The following is an 18,804-nucleotide window of genomic DNA, read 5'->3' as shown; positions in this document are numbered from 1 at the left end:
ATCTTTGTTTCACGGTGCGAGGACCCGGACCGCGCGGGGTACGCAGGTGGCGGTGAGCGGCAGCGGGCCCATCGGCTCGCCGTCCGCGTAGGCAGTGACACCGGCGGCGGCCAGCTCTATCGAGGCCACCCGGTGCACGGTCACGACGGGGTGGTCCAGGTGCGTGCCCCGGTACACCTTCGGGAACACCTTGAGCAGGGTGGTCCGGCTGCAGTCCCCCACGACGGTCACGTCGAAGAGCCCGTCGTCCATGACCGCGTCGGCGCATATCCGCATGCCGCCGCCGTACGTGGTCCCGTTGCCCACCGCGATCAGCGTGGCCTCGATCTCGGTCACCGGACCGCCGTCCAGCCTGAGGCGGTACGGGACCGGTCTGAACGCCGCCAGCTCGGCGAGGATGGCCAGGTCGTACTTGAACCGCCCGCCGATCCAGCGCATCCGGTTGCCCCGGTCGTTCACCCGGGAGTCGAAGCCGGAGGCCAGCACGGAGCCGAACCACCGCTCCCCGACCCGGCCGAGGTCGATCTCGCGCACCGACCCCGACCTGAGGGCCTCGGCGGCCAGACGGCCGGCCGCCGCCGGGTGCCGTACCGGAAGCCCGAGGGCACGGGCGAAGTCGTTGCCGGTGCCGACCGCCACCGCACCGAGGGGGGTCGTGGTACCGGCGACGGCCTGCAGGGCGAGGGACATCATGCCGTCCCCGCCGACTGCGATCAGGGCGCCGGTCCCGCCCGCCACGGCTTCCCGGGCCCGGCGCAGGGCGTCGTCGGCGTCCTCACCGAGCACGGTGCGGACGGAGAAGCCGGCGTCCCGCAACGCGGAGGCGGCCGGCTGCGCGGCGCGCGCGCCCCGGCCGCCTCCTGCGGTGGGATTGACGAAGAGGGTGATCTCGCTGGTCACGTGCGGGACCCTACAAGGTCAGGTGATGTCGTCGTAACCGTTGAGCCGGTGGGAACGGCCGCCGTCCGGCTCGCCGCCCGCCTGCTCCGGCAGGGCAGCCCGCGGGGTGGGTACCCCCTCTACGGCACCGACGGGTTCGGGCGTGAGGTCGAGCCGCGAGGCCTCGTCGTCGTCGAGCTCGGCGTCGGGGTCCGCACGCCGCTTGCGCTTGTCGTTGAGCAGGGAGATACCGACAGCGATGAAGTACAGCACCGCGAGCGGGCCGGCGAGCAGCAGCATCGAGATGGGCTCGCCGCCCGGCGTGGCGATGGCGGCGAAGGCGGTCAGTCCGACGATCATGCCGCGCCACCAGCGCAGCATGCGGGCGCCGGACAGGACACCGGTCATGTTGAGGAGGATCAGGAGCAGCGGCAGTTCGAAGGCCAGCCCGAAGACGATCACCATGCGGGTGATCAGGTCGAGGAAGTCGTCGAGGGGCAGCAGGTTCTTCACGTTGTCGGGCGTGAACCCCAGCATGATCTGGGCGGTCTGCGGCAGGATCGCGTACGCCAGGTACGCGCCGGCCAGGAAGAGCGGCACCCCGGCGACGACGAAGGCGATCGAGTAGCGCTTCTCCTGCTTGTGCAGGCCGGGGGCGACGAAGCCCCAGAGCTGGTAGAGCCAGACGGGGGTGGCCACCAGCACACCCGCCATCAGGGACACCTTCAGCGCGATGGTGAAGGGGGACAGCAGACCGTTGGTGGTCATCTCCGCGCACGGGCGACCGTTGATCATGGTCAACGCGCCGTTCCTGCAGCCGACCGAGTCAAGGATCGGCTTCATCAGGAACTCGAAGATCTCCTTCTGGAAGAACGCCGCGGCGATCACGGCGATCACGATCGCCAGGACCGACTTCAGCAGCCGGTTGCGCAGCTCACGCAGGTGATCGAGGAGGGGCATCCGCCCCTCGTCGTCCTTCTCCTGCTTGCGGGCAGACTTGAGCAACCCACTTCCCTCGTCTCGTACGGCAGCTGCCGGTCGTGCGGATCAGCTGTCAGCTCTGGGTGGTGGGCTTGGCCTCGCCGACGGGACGGGAACTGGAGACGTCTCCCGGAGCGGCCTGGATCGTACGCGCGGTGGCCGCGGTCGGAGGGGTGTCGGCGACGGTCTCCGTGGTGGGTGCCGCGGGCTCGTCGTCCTTCTTCATGGCCTTGGCCTCGCTCTTGAGGATGCGGGCCGACTTGCCCAGCGAGCGCGCCATGTCGGGAAGCTTCTTGGCACCGAAGAGCAGCAGGACGACAGCGATGATCAGAACGATCTCGAGGGGCTTCAGATTGCCGATCATGTGCGACTTCCTTCTCAACTGAGGCGTCTGGGGGGTGGGCTCGCTACCTGTTCGCCCGGACATACGTCCGACTTGCGCGCTGGAGCGATCGTAACCCGCAGGGGTAAACGTGAGGCAATGCCCGTGCGTACTCCCGCTTGCGGCCCACACCTCCCTGCCTGGGCCGCTCCAGCAGCGTACCCCCCGAACCGGTGAATCCGGAGGCCGCGCTCCTGTCAACGCAGGGCTTCACCTGTGTCGGCGAGGGTGGTTGCCGCTCGTTCGAGATCCTCCGCCGCTCGGTTGATCCGCCGGGTGGTCGCGGACACCTGCTTCGCGAGGCGCTGTGCCTCGACGAAGACCTTGACGGCCAGCACCCCCAGCACGGCCAGGCCGAGGAATCCCAGAGCGATGGCGAGCATGGGCCAGAACATGGACGGAGCCTCGATGTGTGTCGTGTGCCGCGGGGCGGCCGGTGGGTTACCGCAGGGCGGTGTGCAGGCGCAGGGTCCGCACTCCGCCGCCGCTGAGGAGTTCGATGATGCGCTCCCCCGCCGGCCTGCGGACGGCGGAGCCGCAGGCGGGGCAGGTGAAGGAGTAGAACGTCGTACGGCGACTGGCCCCTATCGCCAGCCGCAGCGCGCCTGCCGAGAGCTCGAACCGCTCACGGCAGTCCGGGCAGGCGGCCCGGAACAGTACGGCGTCGGGCACCGCGACCGGCACCGGGCCGGTCTGCGTACTCGATGTCGCGGTCATGGGACCTCCGTCTCCTCGGTGCACCGGGCGCCCTCCGCTCAGGGCGCGTCGTCGTAGCCGGCCAGTGCCTCGCGCGCCGCCAGCCGGGCGCTCTCGGCCAGCTCCTGCGGAGCGGTGATGCGCCCTTCGCCGCCCAGCCGCAGCGCGAGCCTGCGCAGCGAGGCCGGGTCGGGGGTGCGCAGGGTGATCCGCAGCCCGCCGTCGGGAAGCTCCTCCGCACTGTCGTGGGGGTAGTACTCGGCGACCCACCGGCCGCCGGGGCCGACCTCGACCACGACCTCCGGATCCTCGGCCGCCGGCTGGACCAGTCCCTCGGAGAGGTCGCGGAGCTCCAGCTCGGGCGGGGCGGAGGGGGCGTCGAGCAGCCTGATCTCGGCGACCCGGTCGAGGCGGAAGGTCCGCCGCGCCTCGGAGAGCCGGCACCAGCCCTCCATGTAGGTGTGTCCGACGGCGAACAGCCGGATCGGGTCCACCTCGCGCTCGGTGAGCTCGTCGCGGGCCGGGGAGTAGTAGCGCAGCCAGAGCCGGCGCCGCTCGGAGATCGCCCGGTCCACGTCGGCGAAGACGCCCCCCTCCGACTCGAAGGTCACCGAGAGCCGGGAACTCGCGGCCCCCACCTCACCGGCCGCGGTCTCCAGCTTCGCGGTCGCGCGCACCAGTGCCTGCCGGTCGCTCTCGCGCAGGCCCGGGAGGGTGGCGACGGCGCGGGCCGCGACGAGCAGCGCGGTGGCCTCGTCCGCGGCGAGCCGCAGCGGCTCGGCGACGTCGTCCGGGTTGTGCCACCAGATCCGGTCGCCGTCGGTGTCGATGTCGAGCAGGTCCCCGCCCCGGAAGCTGGTCCCGCACATGGGGAGCACGTCCAGGTCGGAGATGAGCTCGTCCTCGGTGATGCCGAAGGCCCGGGCCACGTCCTGGACGTGCGCTCCGGGACGCTCCCGCAGATACGTGACCAGGGAGAGCATCCGCCTGGTCTGGTCGATCGCGTTCGTGGCCATGTACGGGTCCCCCTCAGTCCTTGGCCACGGCGCGCAGCCGGTCCATCACGTCGGCCCGCAGATCGGCGGGTCCGGTGACGATCACGTCGGGCCCGAACTCGACGAGCCAGGCGTCCAGTCCGTGTCCGTACGGGATCTCCAGCTCGTCCCAGCCGTCGCCGGTCTCCCGGACCGATACGGCGCGGGAGCGCAGCGGGTAGCCGGCGCCGGCGCGCAGGCGGATGGCGGCGGTCCTGGTCGCGGTCTCGCCGGCCCAGCTCTCCACGGTCTCGCGGACCGTGACGGCGTCGGGAACGGGGGCTGTGAACACCCCGGCGCGGGAGCGCACCCGGCCCGAGATGCGGGAGAGCCTGAAGACCCGCTCGGCTCCCCGGTCCCGGTCCCAGCCGGCCAGGTACCAGTGGCCGCGCCAGCACTCCAGCGTCCAGGGCTCGACCTGGCGCTGCTCGGGCCGGGCGGCGTTCCCCTTGCGGTAGTCGAAGGTGACCGGGCGGCGGTCACGGCAGGCGAGCATGAGGGGCTCGAACGCGGCCTCGTGGACCGGGATACGGGGTTCGAGGGGACTGTGCACCTCGTAGGCGTCCTCGGTCTCGGGCATCCCGGCGGCGCGCAGTTTCTGCAGGGCCCCGCTGGCGGCCCCGGCGAGGCGGGCCTGCTGCCAGACCTTGGCGGCGAGCCCGAGGGCCGCGGCCTCCTCGGCGTCGAGGGTGATGGGGGGCAGCCGGTTGCTGTCGCGGCGGGCGAGGTAGCCGGTGTCGCCGTCCAGGTTCTCCACGGTCTCGATGACCAGGCCGAGTTCGCGCAGATCGTCCTTGTCGCGCTCGAACATCCGGTTGAAGGACTCGTCGGAGCCCGCCTCCAGGTAGGCCTCGATGGACCCGCGGAGCTCACGCTTGCTGAGCGGGCGCCGGGTACCCAGCAGACACAGCGCCAGGTTCATCAGCCGTTCGGCCTTGGCAATCGCCATCGACGCCCTTTCTCGACGTGCTCTCCGACCGTCGACCGTACCGCCCCCGGGTGTCCGGGCCAAAGCGAGGGCCCGCGCCTTGCGGCGCGGGCCCTGGCTCCTGTACGGGACGGATCAGACCGCGACGAGGTCGCAGACGAAGATAAGCGTCTCACCCGGGGCGATGACTCCGCCGCCCGCGCCGCGGTCGCCGTAGGCGAGGTGCGCGGGGATGGTCAGCTGGCGACGGCCGCCGACCTTCATGCCCTGGACGCCCTGGTCCCAGCCCGCGATGACCTGTCCGCCACCGAGCTGGAACTGCAACGGCGTACCGCGGTTCCAGGAGGCGTCGAACTCCTCGCCGGTGGAGAAGGCCACGCCGACGTAGTGCACGGAGACGGTCCGGCCCTTCTCGGCCACCGGTCCGTCGCCCTCCCAGATGTCCTTGATCTCCAGGTCGGCCGGCGGCTCGCCACCCGGGAAGTCGATCTCGGGCTTCTCGATGCTCACTGACTTTCTCCTCTTACTGATGAACTGGGCAACCGGGACAGTCTTACATCTTTGCCAGGAGGTCCACGGCGAAGACGAGCGTGGACTTCGCGGGGATGGTCTGCTGCGCCTCGTTGCCGAAGCCCTGGTCCGGCGGGATGACCAGCAGGACACGGCTGCCGACCTTCTTGCCGACCAGACCGTTCTTCAGACCCTTGAGGGTGACCTGCGCCAGCGGGAAGGTCTGCGTCTTGCCCGCCTCGTAGGTGCTGTCGAAGGGCTTGCTGCCCTTCCAGAGCAGACCCACGTAGTTCACGACGACGCTGTCGGACTCCTTGATGACCTCGCCCTCGGACTCCAGGACGTAGCTGGAGACGAGCTTCTTCGGCGGGTCGCTCTTGGGGATCGTGACCGTCGGGGCCTTGCCGTCGGTCTTGGTGCCGACCTTCGGCAGGTCGATGTTGTCCTGGGCGACGGCCGTGCCCTTGGCCGAGGCCGGGATCTGAGTCGCCTTCACGATGTCGATGACGAAGACCAGCGTGGCGTTGGGCTTGATGTCGCCCTGCCCCTGCTTGCCGTAACCGAGGTCCGGCGGGATGACCAGCTCGACGCGGCTGCCGACCTTCTGACCGACGAGACCCTTGTCCCAGCCCTGGATGACCATGCCCGCGCCGAGCGTCAGGTCGAAGGGCTGCTTGCGGTCGAAGCTGTTGTCGAACGGCTTGGTGGAGTCCCAGGCCTGTCCGAGGTAGTTGACCTGGATCGCGTCGCCGTTCTTGAGCTTCGCGCCGTCACCCTCACTGATGACGTCGGTCTTCAGTTCCTTGGGGGGCTTACCCTCACCCTTGGCCAGAGTGGGCTTCTCGCCGAACTTGGCTCCCGCGGTGATCGCGGGAACGCCCTTCTCGGTCGAGGCGGAGTCGGAGGCCTTGTCGTCGCCGCATGCCGCTGTGGACAGCAGCAGAAGGGGGACGACGAGAAGGCCGGCAAGTCGGCGCACTGGTTCCTCAGATCTCAGACGGCACATGAATGTTCCCGACACTCTAGGCCGAGCGAAGGGCCCCGTACGAGGAACGTACGGGGCCCGGTCGCATCCGGGGCCGGGACATCCGGTGTCCGGTCACATGCCCGCGATGAGCTTCTCCACCCGCTCGTCGACGGAGCGGAACGGGTCCTTGCACAGCACGGTGCGCTGCGCCTGGTCGTTGAGCTTGAGATGGACCCAGTCGACAGTGAAGTCCCGCCGCTGCTCCTGGGCCCGGCGGATGAAGTCGCCGCGCAGCCGCGCCCTGGTCGTCTGCGGGGGAACCGACTTGCCCTCGAAGATCTTCAGGTCGTTGCAGATGCGGGCGGTCTGTCCCTTGCGCTCCAGGAGGTAGTAGAGCCCGCGCCGGCGGTGGATGTCGTGGTAGGCGAGGTCTATCTGAGCGACCCTCGGATTCGACATGGTCATGTTGTGCTTGGCCCGGTACCGCTCGATGAGCTTGTACTTCATGACCCAGTCGATCTCGGTGCCGATCCGGTCGAGGTCCTCGGCCTCGATGGCGTCCAGCGTGCGGCCCCACAGTTCGAGGACCTGGTCGACGGTGCCGGTGCGGATGCCACGGCGTTCGACGAAGTCGACGGCCTTCTCGTAGTACTCGCGCTGGACCTCGATGGCCGAGGCCTCACGGCCGCTGGCCAGACGCACCTTGCGCTGTCCCGTGATGTCGTGGCTGACCTCGCGGATGGCCCGGATCGGGTTCTCCAGGGTGAGGTCGCGCATGACCGTGCCCGCCTCGATCATGCGGAGCACGAGGTCGGTGGCACCGACCTTGAGGAGCATGGTCGTCTCGGACATGTTGGAGTCGCCGACGATGACGTGGAGGCGGCGGAACCGCTCCGCGTCGGCGTGCGGTTCGTCCCGGGTGTTGATGATCGGACGGGAGCGGGTCGTCGCGGAACTGACGCCCTCCCAGATGTGCTCCGCCCGCTGGCTCACGCAGTAGACGGCCCCGCGCGGCGTCTGCAGCACCTTTCCGGCACCGCAGATCAGCTGCCGGGTGACGAGGAACGGAATGAGGATGTCCGCGAGCCGGGAGAATTCTCCGTGTCGCGCCACGAGGTAGTTCTCGTGGCAGCCGTAGGAGTTTCCGGCCGAGTCGGTGTTGTTCTTGAAGAGATAGACGTCGCCCGCGATTCCCTCCTCGTGCAGGCGGCGTTCGGCGTCGACGAGCAGACCTTCGAGAATGCGTTCGCCTGCTTTGTCGTGCGTGACCAGTTCGGCCACGTTGTCGCATTCGGGAGTTGCGTATTCCGGATGCGATCCCACGTCGAGGTAGAGGCGGGCGCCGTTCCGCAGGAAGACATTGCTGCTGCGGCCCCATGACACAACACGGCGGAAGAGGTAGCGCGCCACTTCGTCAGGTGACAGTCGGCGCTGTCCCCTGAACGTGCACGTGACGCCGTACTCGTTCTCCAGCCCGAAAATGCGGCGGTCCATGACTGAACATTACGCCTTATGGCCTGAGCTGAAACCGGGTTCGGCGGCACCGTTTCGATCATTTTCCGAACCGGCCACGACAGCGGCCGTACGCCCGGGAGCTGCGAGGACCCTTCCGGTGGTCATGAGAACCAGTAGCGCCGCCACTCCACCGGCCCCCGCGACGGCGAAACTCCACGCCGTGCCACCGAGCTCGACGGCCGGGCCGGCCACCGCCGTTCCGGCCGCCGCGCCCACCCCGAAGGTCGTCACGAGCCAGGAGAACGCCTCGGTCACCGTGCCGCGCGGCGCGTGCCGGTCCACCACGATGAAGGAGCAGGCGATCGCCGGCGCCAGGAACACACCCGCGAGCGCGGCCAGCGCGGTCATCGCGGGCACACCGGGCGTCAGTGTCAGCGGCAGGTAGCAGACGGCCAGCAGCGCGACGATGCCCCGCAGCCTCCGTTCGGGTGCACCGGCCCACTCCCGCGCGCCGTACGCCACTCCGCCGATCAGGGCCCCGAGGCCGAGCGCGGCCATCAGCCAGCCGTACACGGACTCCCGGCCGTGGTCGTCGGCGTACGCGACACCGGCCACCGTGATCGAGCCGAGTGCGAGCCCGACGAAGAAGAAGGCGCCGAGCAGGGCCAGCAGCCCCGGCGACCGCAGGGCGCCGAGCCAGTGGGCCTCACGGGGCGCCGAACGCCAGGTCCTGGACGGTTCGGAGAGGACGACGGACAGCGCCCCCAGCACTCCGACGGCGTTGATGACCAGCAGCGCGGCGGCCGGCGACCGGAGCGACACCAGGACCATCACCAGGAGCGGCCCCAGGGTGAACATGATCTCCTGGGCCACCGCGTCCATGGCGTACGCCCGGTGCACCCGGTCCTCGCGGCCGAGCACCGTGGGCCACAGGGCACGCAGGCCGCCCTCGAGCGGTGGCGTGAACACCCCGGCCATGACGACCGCCGCGTACGCCGCCGGGAGCGAGCCGAGACCGGCCAGCGCGAGCCCGGCCATGCCCAGCGCGGAGAGGACGGCGGCGGGCAGCTGGACGCGCGGCTGGCCGTACAGGTCCACGGCCCGGCCGAGCAGGGGCTGGCCCACGGCCGTGGCGAGACCGTACGCCGCGGCGAGCGCACCGGCCAGCGTGTAGCTGCCCCCCTCGGCCCGGGTGAACAGGACGATCGCGATGTGTGCGGTGCCGTTCGGCAGCCGCCCCACCAGTGTTCCCGCCAGGAGCCGGGCGGCGTGCCGCGCCCGGAGGATGTCCAGATACCCCGCGGCCATGTCCGCCCCTCTCCCCCGCCGGGAGTCGCACCCTCGGGGTTTTACGTATAACGTCCGCGTCCATACGTACCATGTGGGCAGTCCGCGAGTCCATCCCGGGACGCCCGGCCGGCACAGCACGGAGGCACGATTGAGCAGCGCCCGGCAACCCGCCCCACCCCGGCCCACCAGCCGTGACGTGGCCCGGGCCGCGGGCGTCTCCCAGGCCACGGTCTCGCTCGTGCTGGGCGACAAGTGGCGCGGGCGGGTGTCGGCGGCGACCGCCGACAGGGTGCGCGACAGCGCACGGGAGCTGGGGTACCGGCCGAACCTCGCGGCCCGCAGTCTCCGGCTGGGCCGCACCCGCACCGCGCTCCTCGTCGTGCCCGCCCTCACCAACGAGTTCTTCGCCCGGGTCTACACCGGCGCCGCGGCCGTCGCGGCCGAGCACGACTTCGGCGTCGTCCTGTACCCGTCGCCCGACGGGGCCGGACCCGCCAGGGACCCGTTCGCCTCGGCGCGCGCGGCTCTCGACGGGGTGATCGCCTCGTCCATGGCCACCGGCACGCTGGGGGCGCTCAGGGCCGCGGAGCTCCCGCTCGTGATGCTGGACAGCGATCCCGAGGACCAGGGCGCGGCGGCACGGGTGAACCTCGACATCGCGGACGGCATGCGCCAGGTGACGGAGCATCTGCTGGGTCTCGGCCACCGCAGGATCGTGCACCTGGCCTCCGCCGTGGACACCTGGACCTTCGCGGTACGCGCCCGGGCGCTGGAGGATGCCGTGCGCGAGGTCCCCGGCGCCGCCCTGCGCACCGTCACCTCCGCGCTGGGCGTCCGGGCGGGCCGCGAGGCCGCAGAGGCCGTCCTGACGTCCTCGGGGCCGCTGCCGACGGCGATCGTCTGCGACGACGACATCCTGGCGGCCGGTGCCTGCAAGGCGGTCCGCAGAAGAGGGCTGCGGGTGCCCGACGACATCTCCGTGACCGGCTTCGACGACCTCGCGCTCGCCACCGCCGTGGAGCCCGAGCTCACCACCGTGCGCCTGCCGGCCGAACAGGTCGGCCGACGCGGTATGTCGGCCCTGCTGGCCGTCCTGGACGGGCGGCACGCCGAGGACCGGGACATCCAGGTGAGCCTGGTGGTACGCGGCTCCACCGCTCCCCCGCCCACCACGTGAGGGTGCCCCCGGGCGCCGCGTGCAACGGCCGGGGGCACCTGGGGTGCTTCTGCGGAGCGTGCTACTTCTTCGTGGAACCGTCCGTGCCCTCGCCGGGGGCGTCGGTCCCCTTCGCGGGAGCCTCGGCGTCCGCGGCCGTGGCGTCGCCGCCTGCGGGCTCCTCCGTGTCGGACGGGGCGTCCGTCGGAGTCGCCCCGGCACCGTCCGCCTCCAGCAGCCGGGCCAGCTGCCGTCCGACGATCCGCTTGAACTTGCGCTGCTGCGGCCTCGTGCGGTCCAGGACCGCGACTTCGAGCCGCTCGGCGGGGATCTCCCGCTCGTTGCCGTTGGCCTCGCGGGACAGGGCCTGCACGGCCAGCTTGAGGGCCTCGGCGAGCGACATCCCGTCGCGGTGGCGCTGGTCCAGGAAGGTGCTGATCTGCTCGGCGTTGCCGCCGACCGCGACCGAGCCGTGCTCGTCCACGATCGACCCGTCGTGCGGGAGCCGGTAGATCTGGTCCCCCTCGGGGCCCGCGCCCACCTCGGCCACCACCAGCTCCACCTCGTACGGCTTCTCGGCCGCGCTGGAGAAGATGGTGCCGAGCGTCTGCGCGTAGACGTTGGCCAGCCCACGGGCCGTCACGTCGTCACGGTCGTAGGTGTATCCCCGCAGATCCGCGTAGCGCACTCCGCCGATCCGGAGGTTCTCGTACTCGTTGTACTTGCCGGCGGCGGCGAAACCGATCCGGTCGTAGATCTCGCTGAACTTGTGCAGCGCGCGGGACGGGTTCTCGCCGACGAACACAATGCCGTCGGCGAACTGCAGCACAACCAGGCTGCGACCACGGGCGATGCCCTTCCGGGCGTATTCCGCCCGGTCGGCCATGGCCTGCTGAGGTGAGACATAGAACGGCGTCGACACCGGCTATCCGTCCCTTTCTGTCAGTGACGAGTGCATCGGAGAAGCATCGGACCGGTCAGAGCAGCGCGGCACGGGGGCCGTCGGGCTGCTCGAGCCGGCGCTCCAGGATCGCGCGCGCGATCTCCGAGGATTCCGTGTCGTCGAGCCTGCGGAAGCCCTCGTCGGTGATGACGGTGACGATCGGATAGATCCGGCGGGCCACGTCCGGCCCGCCGGTCGCCGAGTCGTCGTCGGCCGCGTCGTACAGCGCCTGTACGACCAGGGTGAGCGTCTGCTCCTCCGTCAGGTCCTCGCGGTACAGCTTCTTCATCGACCCGCGCGCGAAGACGGAACCGGAGCCGGTGGACGCGTAGCCGTGCTCCTCGGAACGCCCGCCTGTCACGTCGTAGGAGAAGATCCGGCCCTTCTCCCGGTCGACGTCGTACCCGGCGAACAGCGGGACGACCGCCAGGCCCTGCATGGCCATCGCCAGGTTGCCGCGGATCATCGTGGAGAGGCGGTTGGCCTTGCCCTCCAGGGAGAGCGTGGCGCCCTCGACCTTCTCGAAGTGCTCCAGCTCCAGCTGGAAGAGTTTGACCATCTCCACGGCGAGACCGGCCGTGCCGGCGATTCCCACCGCGGAGTACTCGTCGGCCGGGAACACCTTCTCGATGTCGCGCTGGGCGATCATGTTCCCCATGGTCGCCCGCCGGTCACCGGCGAGCACCACGCCGCCGGGGAAGCTGGCCGCGACGATCGTGGTGCCGTGCGGCGCCTCGACGGCGCCCGCCATGGGCGGCAGCTGCCGGTTGCCCGGAAGCATGCCGGGCGACTGGTCGGACAGGAAGTCCATGAACGAGGACGATCCCGGCGTCAGGAAGGCAGCTGGTAGACGCCCGGTGCTACGAGTGTTGGCTTCCACGCGTTTCCCTCCAGGTATGCGACGGCCCTGCGCAGGGAGTCAGGATCATCCCCCAACTTGCCGATGGCCGAATTGCAGTTGAAGCACAGTACGCCCGGACCTTACCCGTCTTGTGGCAGTGATCCACATGAACGGCGGGAGCAGCTAGGCAGACCGTGCGGACGCCCGACTGCGACGAGATCATGGCGTCGCGCTGGGCCTCGGTCATGCCGTAGTGGCGCTTCAGGTGACCTGCGCGTCCCTGAACGGCCTTGCACGCTTTGCAGCGCGTCGCCAGCCCGTCGGTGGCGGTGGAGTTGCGGTGCCACTCGCTGTGCGGCTTGACTTCGCCACACGTCCGACACTCCTTGTGCCCCTGTGGAACGTCCACGCGCTCCCTTACCGGCTTGCCTTGAGCCTCCCGGCGGCGCCGGTAGTGCGCGGCCCCATACGCAGCCACGCACCCCCGGCACCGAGGTTGAAGCCCATCGCGTCGATTCTTGTCCGCCGTGAACGAGGGAAGTGGCAGATCCCTCTTACAGCCGGAGCACCACTTCTCTTTTCCCGATTCGGACATTTTCGCTTACTGTCCGCCTTTTTGCACGAAACTTCGAACGAAGTCCTCAGCGTTGGACTCGAGCACGTCGTCGATCTCGTCCAGGACGTCGTCGACGTCGTCGCTGAGCTTCTCCTGCCGCTCCTTGAGGTCCTCGGAGCCCTGCGCTTCCTGCGCCTGCTCCTCGGTCTCCTCGGTGGAACGTGTCGCCTTCTGCTGTCCGCCGCCGGTGTCCTTGGTCGCCATGTAGCTCACCCCGCTCGGTTCGAAGCACTTGATCAGACCCTACCTACGGGGTCCGACATTGGCCCGGTACTTTCCTCAACGTCAGGAGGTCATCTGATTGATTCCCAGCCGGAGCGCCTTTCAGGCCCCCGTCAGGGTCCGGACCAGCTCTTCCGCCGTACGGCAGCGGTCCAGGAGCTCCTTGACGTGAGCGCGTGTACCCCGCAGCGGTTCCATGGTGGGCACACGTTGCAGGGAGTCACGGTCCGGCAGGTCGAAGATGACCGAGTCCCAGGAGGCCGCGGCGACGTCGTCCGCGTACTGCTCCAGGCAGCGGCCCCGGAAATAGGCCCTGGTGTCCTCCGGGGGCTTCGTCCGGGCCCGCTCGACGTCACTCTCGTCCAACAGCCTCTTGATCTTGCCGCGGGCCGCCAGACGGTTGTACAGGCCCTTGTCGGCCCGTACGTCGGCGTACTGGAGGTCCACCAGGTGCAGGCGCGGGGCGTCCCAGTCCAGGCCGTCACGGCGCCGGTAGCCCTCCATGAGCTCCCGCTTGGCGATCCAGTCCAGCTCACCCGACAGGCTCATCGGATCGTTCTCCAGGCGGTTCAGGGTGTCCTCCCACCTGGCCAGGACATCCTTGGTCTGCTCGTCGGCGTCCGCCCCGTACCGCTCCTCGACGTACTTGCGGCCCAGCTCGAAGTACTCCATCTGGAGCTGGACAGCGGTGAGTGTCCGTCCGCTGCGGAGCGTGACCAGCTGTTTCAGTGTGGGGTCGTGCGAGACCTGGTGCAGCGTGCGGACCGGCTGGTCGACCGCGAGGTCGACGTTGATGAAGCCGTCCTCGATCATGGCCAGTACCAGTGAGGTGGTGCCGAGCTTCAGATAGGTCGAGATCTCGGAGAGGTTCGCGTCGCCGATGATCACGTGCAGCCTGCGGTACTTCTCCGCGTCGGAGTGCGGTTCGTCGCGGGTGTTGATGATGGGGCGCTTGAGCGTCGTCTCGAGGCCGACCTCGACCTCGAAGTAGTCGGCGCGCTGGCTGATCTGGAACCCGTGCTCGTGGCCGTCCTGGCCGATACCCACGCGCCCGGCGCCGGTGACGACCTGCCGGGAGACGAAGAACGGCGTCAGGTGGCGCACGATGTCCGAGAACGGGGTCTCCCGCTTCATCAGGTAGTTCTCGTGCGTGCCGTAGGAGGCGCCCTTGTTGTCGGTGTTGTTCTTGTAGAGGTGGATCGGCTGGGCGCCGGGGATCGCGGCGGCCCGTTCGGCAGCCGCCGCCATCACCCGCTCGCCGGCCTTGTCCCACAGCACCGCGTCCAGCGGATTGGTGATCTCGGGTGAGCTGTACTCGGGGTGCGCGTGGTCGACGTACAGTCGCGCACCGTTGGTGAGGATCACGTTGGCCAGGCCGATGTCCTCGTCGGTGAGCTGGCTGGAGTCCGCGGTCTCACGGGCGAGGTCGAAGCCTCGCGCGTCGCGCAGCGGGTTCTCCTCCTCGAAGTCCCATCGGGCGCGGCGCGCCCGGTGCATCGCCGCCGCGTAGGCGTTGACGATCTGGGACGAGGTGAGCATGGCATTGGCGTTGGGTTGGCCGGGAACGGAGATCCCGTACTCCGTCTCGATGCCCATCACTCGCCGTACGGTCATGCGGCCCTCCTTGCCCGGCGCCGCTCCCGTCCGGGAACGGCGCTCAAGTACCGCTGCTGGTCCGCGGTGCCCGTCCCCGCACTGCGCGACTCGGCGGTACCGCAGAGCCTAGAGCGCCTCTGCGCCGGTGGGGAGATCAATTGCGTCATTGTTCGGGTGTGGCCGGACCTGCGGGGAAAACAGCCGGCTGCGGATGCCCTGCCGGGCATCCGCAGCCGGTCTGCGTTTTACAGGTACTGCCCGGTGTTCGCCACCGTGTCGATGGAGCGACCGGTGTCCGCGCCCTGCTTTCCGGTGACGAGTGTGCGGATGAAGACGATCCGCTCACCCTTCTTTCCGGAGATCCTGGCCCAGTCGTCCGGGTTGGTCGTGTTGGGCAGGTCCTCGTTCTCCTTGAACTCGTCCACACATGCCTGGAGGAGATGGGAGACGCGCAGGCCCTTCTGGCCCTGCTCGAGGAATGCCTTGATGGCCATCTTCTTCGCCCGGTCCACGATGTTCTGAATCATCGCTCCGGAGTTGAAGTCCTTGAAGTACAGGACTTCCTTGTCGCCGTTCGCGTACGTGACCTCGAGGAAGCGGTTCTCCTCGGACTCCGTGTACATCCGTTCCACGACGGACTGGATCATCGCGTGGGCGGCTGCTTCCTTCGAGCCCGTGTGCTCGGCCAGGTCGTCCGAGTGGAGCGGCAGCGAAGGGGTGAGGTACTTGGCGAAGATGTCCTTCGCGGCCTCCGCGTCCGGACGCTCGATCTTGATCTTCACATCGAGGCGGCCGGGCCGCAGGATCGCGGGGTCGATCATGTCCTCACGGTTCGAGGCACCGATGACGATGACGTTCTCCAGGCCCTCCACGCCGTCGATCTCGGCGAGCAGCTGGGGGACGATGGTGTTCTCCACGTCCGAGCTGACTCCGGAACCCCGGGTGCGGAAGAGCGATTCCATCTCGTCGAAGAAGACGATGACGGGGGTGCCCTCGCTCGCCTTCTCCCGGGCACGCTGGAAGACGAGGCGGATGTGCCGCTCGGTCTCGCCGACGTACTTGTTGAGGAGCTCGGGACCCTTGATATTGAGGAAGTAGCTCTTCCCCGCGGGCTGTCCGGTGACCTCGGCGACCTTCTTGGCCAGTGAGTTGGCGACGGCCTTGGCGATGAGTGTCTTGCCGCAGCCGGGGGGGCCGTAGAGCAGGATGCCCTTCGGCGGACGCAGTTCGTGCTCCTTGAAGAGGTCCGGATGGAGGTACGGGAGCTCGACCGCGTCTCGGATCAGCTCGATCTGGTCGCCCAGGCCGCCGATCTTGTTGTAGTCGATGTCCGGGACCTCTTCGAGGACGAGCTCCTCGACCTCGCTCTTGGGGACCACTTCGTAGACGTAGCCGGACCTGGGTTCGAGCAGGAGGGCGTCGCCGGGGCGGATGGTGATGTCCAGGAGCGGCTCGGCGAGCCTCACCACCCGTTCCTCGTCCGTGTGCCCGACGACCAGGGCGCGCTCGCCGTCCTCAAGGATCTCCTTGAGGGTGACGATGTCCCCGGCCCGCTCGAACTCCATGGCCTCGACCACGTTGAGCGCCTCGTTGAGCATGACCTCCTGGCCTCGCCGGAGGCCTTCGAGCTCCACGCTGGGGCTTACGTTCACCCGGAGCTTGCGGCCCCCGGTGAAGATGTCGCAGGTGTCGTCCTCGTTGGCCTGCAGGAAGACTCCGAAGCCTGCCGGTGGCTGGGCCAACCGGTCGACCTCCTCCTTGAGGGCCACGATCTGGTCGCGGGCCTCGCGGAGCGTGTTGGCGAACCGCTCGTTCTGAGCGGACACGCCGGCCAGGCTGGTCTGCAACTCGACGATCCGCTCTTCGAGAATCCTCGTATGACGCGGAGAGTCGGCGAGCTTACGTCGCAGGACGGCGATTTCCTGCTCGAGATAGGCGACCTGGCCGGCCGGGTCTTCTGACCCGCGCGCGGGCCGGGTGCCGCGGTTGATTTCGTCGTCGTGGGCTGCCACGGTCCTCACCTCCTCCAAGGGGAGCTGGACGCTTCCTGACCCTACCTGGGTGGGTGATGATTGAAACCCCTAGATCACAAAGACCCGGGAGTCGGTCCGATCTTCACCCTTGCGCCCTTACTCACGCCAAGGGAATACCCACCCTTCGGCATCGGAAAGCAGCCGGTTGTATCGTCGAAGTGTTCAACACCCGTCAGGGCTGGCTTCAATTGGTGCAGATACGCAGGGAACGGCAGGACAGATGACCGTGCAGCAGGACGCTCCGGGCAGCGGCGACACCCAGGACCTCGAGGTCTGGATCGATCAGGACCTCTGTACCGGCGACGGCATCTGCGTGCAGTACGCGCCCGAGGTGTTCGAGCTGGACATCGACGGCCTGGCGTACGTGAAGAGCACGCAGGACGAGCTGCTCCAGGACAAGGGGGCCACCACTCCGGTGCCGTTGCCCCTGCTCCAGGACGTGGTGGACTCGGCCAAGGAGTGCCCGGGCGACTGTATTCACGTACGCCGGGTCTCGGACAGCGTCGAGGTCTTCGGGCCGGACGCGGACTGACGGCTCAGGCCGCCCGCGCGCCGTCCCCGGCCGGGCCGGCGGACCTGACGAACGCGTTGCCCTTCCACTTCCAGGAGGCGCTGTCCAGTTCGTCCGGGCAGCAGCGCGGTACGTCGGGCGAGGAGTAGCCGAGCAGGTTGGCCGAGATACGGCCGTCGCGGACGGTGAGACCGGTCACCGCGAGCCGCTGAGCGGGGTCCACCAGGGTCGCCACGACCCGGGGTGCGGCCCCGCTCCGCCGTGTCAGGACGTACACGCCGCTGGGAGGGGTGCCCGACCCGGCTGCGCAGCGGACGACGGCGACCGTCTCGGGCGCGCCGTCCCCGTCGAGGTCCCCGGGGGCGCTGTCGGCCACGGTCTGTCCGGCGCCGCCGCAGTCGAGCGGGAAGGTCACGCCGGCCGGGTCGGGCGCCGTCGCGGCGGGCGCGCCGCCCTTCCGAGCCGTGGCGCCGTGCTCGGAGGCCGAGGCGGTCGCGGTGGCCGCGTCGGGCTGGAGCAGCCCCGCAAGGGCGACCACGGCGGCCATCGCCGTGGCCGTGGCGAGCCAGTGCACCGCCTTGGCGTCGGTGTGCGCGAGGTCCGGGAGCACGGAGGTCTGCACGCGGTATGTCTCCTGATGGTTCCTGGAAGCCCGTGGGGGCGGGTGCCGAGCGGACCTCGGCGGGCGGGGGTGGCCAGCATCGTGCCACACCTCACACCGGGGAGGGAACGGCGGGGTCGCGGCGGAACGGTCCCGGGCAGCGCGAAGGCGCCGCGGCCGGCCCCGGGTCGGTCCGGGGAACTCGGCGGCGGCGCCTGTGCGTTGCCGCGGTTGGTCAGTCGCTGTTCGCGTCGGCGTTCCGGCTGCCGGGACCCTTGTAGTCCTCGCCGTAGGCACCCTTGGACGGGCGACGGCGGCGCAGCGGGGGCTCGACGCCGTCCGCGAGACGGCGGGCGGTGACGAGGAAGCCGGTGTGGCCGATCATCCGGTGGTCCGGCCGGACGGCCAGGCCCTCGACGTGCCAGTTCCGGATCATCGACTCCCAGGGCTGCGGCTCGGCGAAGCAGCCGATCTCGCGGATGGACTCGACGGTCCGCGAGAGCTGGGTGGTGGTCGCGACGTAGGCACAGAGGATGCCGCCGGGCACCAGGGCCTTGGAGACGGCGTCGAGGCACTCCCAGGGCGCGAGCATGTCCAGGACGACACGGTCGACGTCGGTGTCCGAGAGGTTGTCCTGGAGGTCGCCGACGGTGAGCTCCCAGGCGGGGTGCGGGGCGCCGAAGTAGCGCTCCACGTTCTGCTGGGCGATCTCGGCGAAGTCCTCGCGGCGCTCGTAGGAGTGCAGCATGCCCTGCTCGCCGATCGCGCGCAGCAGGAAGGTGCTGAGCGCTCCGGAGCCGACTCCCGCCTCCACGACACGTGCGCCGGGGAAGATGTCGGCGAAGGCCAGGATCTGGCCCGCGTCCTTGGGGTAGACCACGGCGGCGCCGCGGGGCATGGACAGGACGTAGTCGGGGAGCAGGGGGCGCAGCGCGAGGTAGGCGACGTTTCCCGTGGTACGGACAACACTGCCCTCGGGAGCACCGATCAGCTCGTCGTGGGGGAAAGAACCCTTGTGGGTGTGGAAGTTCTTCCCGGCCTCGAGAGTGAAGGTGTAGTGGCGTCCCTTGGGGTCGGTGAGCTGGACCTGGTCCCCGACTTTGAATGGGCCGCGACGGCGGGCGGCACCGGTCGGTTCGGACATGCGGCCAGCCTACCGGTAT

At 69.5% G+C, this 18,804-nt stretch carries 20 protein-coding genes and 1 pseudogene; 2 read left to right on the top strand and 19 right to left on the bottom strand.

The annotated features are described in order from the left end of the window. Positions 1–9: 9 nt before the first annotated feature. From AB0I83_RS15235 to AB0I83_RS15185, 11 genes are all read right to left on the bottom strand, one after another. Positions 10–900 carry a diacylglycerol kinase gene (locus AB0I83_RS15235; protein ID WP_356536369.1) on the bottom strand — a complete coding sequence of 297 codons (891 nt, stop codon included), beginning with the start codon at positions 898–900 and terminating at the stop codon, positions 10–12. An 18-nt stretch (positions 901–918) separates the two neighbouring features. Continuing rightward, complete coding sequence (tatC, locus tag AB0I83_RS15230; RefSeq protein WP_356843534.1) at positions 919–1,884, bottom strand: twin-arginine translocase subunit TatC; 966 nt, start codon at positions 1,882–1,884, stop codon at positions 919–921. A gap of 49 nt (positions 1,885–1,933) precedes the next feature. Further along, positions 1,934–2,224, bottom strand: a complete 291-nt coding sequence (gene tatA, locus AB0I83_RS15225) for a Sec-independent protein translocase subunit TatA (protein WP_356536367.1) — start codon at positions 2,222–2,224, stop codon at positions 1,934–1,936. Positions 2,225–2,439: 215 nt separating this feature from the next. Further along, positions 2,440–2,637: a hypothetical protein gene (locus AB0I83_RS15220; protein ID WP_356536366.1), complete on the bottom strand. Its 198-nt coding sequence runs from the start codon at positions 2,635–2,637 to the stop codon at positions 2,440–2,442. A 46-nt stretch (positions 2,638–2,683) separates the two neighbouring features. Continuing rightward, positions 2,684–2,959, bottom strand: a complete 276-nt coding sequence (locus tag AB0I83_RS15215) for a hypothetical protein (protein ID WP_363304891.1) — start codon at positions 2,957–2,959, stop codon at positions 2,684–2,686. Between the two features lie 38 nt (positions 2,960–2,997). Beyond that, on the bottom strand, positions 2,998–3,954 hold the full coding sequence (locus tag AB0I83_RS15210; protein WP_363304890.1) for a WYL domain-containing protein: 957 nt from the start codon (positions 3,952–3,954) through the stop codon (positions 2,998–3,000). Between the two features lie 13 nt (positions 3,955–3,967). Further along, positions 3,968–4,921: a WYL domain-containing protein gene (locus tag AB0I83_RS15205; RefSeq protein WP_356843530.1), complete on the bottom strand. Its 954-nt coding sequence runs from the start codon at positions 4,919–4,921 to the stop codon at positions 3,968–3,970. A gap of 114 nt (positions 4,922–5,035) precedes the next feature. Then, positions 5,036–5,410, bottom strand: a complete 375-nt coding sequence (locus AB0I83_RS15200; RefSeq protein WP_356536362.1) for an FKBP-type peptidyl-prolyl cis-trans isomerase — start codon at positions 5,408–5,410, stop codon at positions 5,036–5,038. Positions 5,411–5,453: 43 nt separating this feature from the next. Continuing rightward, entirely contained in the window at positions 5,454–6,389 is a 936-nt protein-coding gene (locus AB0I83_RS15195) for an FKBP-type peptidyl-prolyl cis-trans isomerase (RefSeq protein ID WP_356536361.1), read from the bottom strand. Positions 6,390–6,509: 120 nt separating this feature from the next. Beyond that, positions 6,510–7,871, bottom strand: a complete 1,362-nt coding sequence (gene pafA, locus AB0I83_RS15190; protein WP_356536360.1) for a Pup--protein ligase — start codon at positions 7,869–7,871, stop codon at positions 6,510–6,512. 9 nt (positions 7,872–7,880) lie between these two features. Beyond that, a complete protein-coding gene (locus AB0I83_RS15185) occupies positions 7,881–9,140 on the bottom strand; it encodes an MFS transporter (protein ID WP_363304889.1) in 1,260 nt (419 codons plus the stop codon). Between the two features lie 130 nt (positions 9,141–9,270). On the opposite strand from AB0I83_RS15185, the gene AB0I83_RS15180 reads away from it, so the two are divergent. Then, positions 9,271–10,299, top strand: a complete 1,029-nt coding sequence (locus AB0I83_RS15180; RefSeq protein WP_363304888.1) for a LacI family DNA-binding transcriptional regulator — start codon at positions 9,271–9,273, stop codon at positions 10,297–10,299. Positions 10,300–10,360: 61 nt separating this feature from the next. On the opposite strand, the gene prcA is transcribed toward AB0I83_RS15180, so the two are convergent. The 6 genes and pseudogenes from prcA to arc form a co-directional block, all read right to left on the bottom strand. Further along, positions 10,361–11,200, bottom strand: coding sequence for a proteasome subunit alpha (gene prcA, locus AB0I83_RS15175; RefSeq protein ID WP_356536357.1), 840 nt, complete (start codon positions 11,198–11,200; stop codon positions 10,361–10,363). 55 nt (positions 11,201–11,255) lie between these two features. Then, positions 11,256–12,101, bottom strand: a complete 846-nt coding sequence (prcB, locus tag AB0I83_RS15170) for a proteasome subunit beta (protein ID WP_356536356.1) — start codon at positions 12,099–12,101, stop codon at positions 11,256–11,258. Beyond that, positions 12,053–12,657, bottom strand: a pseudogene (locus tag AB0I83_RS15165) (endonuclease VII domain-containing protein). The gene prcB and the pseudogene AB0I83_RS15165 overlap by 49 nt, the downstream one beginning before the upstream one ends. A 6-nt stretch (positions 12,658–12,663) precedes the next feature. Next, entirely contained in the window at positions 12,664–12,882 is a 219-nt protein-coding gene (locus AB0I83_RS15160) for a ubiquitin-like protein Pup (protein WP_356536355.1), read from the bottom strand. A gap of 120 nt (positions 12,883–13,002) precedes the next feature. After that, positions 13,003–14,514, bottom strand: a complete 1,512-nt coding sequence (dop, locus tag AB0I83_RS15155; RefSeq protein ID WP_356536354.1) for a depupylase/deamidase Dop — start codon at positions 14,512–14,514, stop codon at positions 13,003–13,005. A 227-nt stretch (positions 14,515–14,741) separates the two neighbouring features. Beyond that, on the bottom strand, positions 14,742–16,508 hold the full coding sequence (gene arc, locus AB0I83_RS15150; protein ID WP_356536353.1) for a proteasome ATPase: 1,767 nt from the start codon (positions 16,506–16,508) through the stop codon (positions 14,742–14,744). A gap of 241 nt (positions 16,509–16,749) precedes the next feature. On the opposite strand from arc, the gene AB0I83_RS15145 reads away from it, so the two are divergent. Next, on the top strand, positions 16,750–17,061 hold the full coding sequence (locus tag AB0I83_RS15145) for a ferredoxin (protein ID WP_356536352.1): 312 nt from the start codon (positions 16,750–16,752) through the stop codon (positions 17,059–17,061). A 4-nt stretch (positions 17,062–17,065) separates the two neighbouring features. Here the strand turns inward: AB0I83_RS15145 and AB0I83_RS15140 are convergent, their stop codons facing one another. Together AB0I83_RS15140 and AB0I83_RS15135 are read right to left on the bottom strand one after the other, a co-directional pair. Then, positions 17,066–17,662: a hypothetical protein gene (locus tag AB0I83_RS15140; RefSeq protein WP_363304887.1), complete on the bottom strand. Its 597-nt coding sequence runs from the start codon at positions 17,660–17,662 to the stop codon at positions 17,066–17,068. Positions 17,663–17,876: 214 nt separating this feature from the next. Continuing rightward, positions 17,877–18,785, bottom strand: coding sequence for a tRNA (adenine-N1)-methyltransferase (locus tag AB0I83_RS15135; protein WP_356536350.1), 909 nt, complete (start codon positions 18,783–18,785; stop codon positions 17,877–17,879). Positions 18,786–18,804: the final 19 nt, after the last annotated feature.

Source organism: Streptomyces sp. NPDC049970 (assembly GCF_040660235.1).
Taxonomy (GTDB): domain Bacteria; phylum Actinomycetota; class Actinomycetes; order Streptomycetales; family Streptomycetaceae; genus Streptomyces.
The sequence above is the reverse complement of the archived record's forward strand: the minus strand, read 5'-3'. Positions and strand labels throughout refer to the sequence as shown.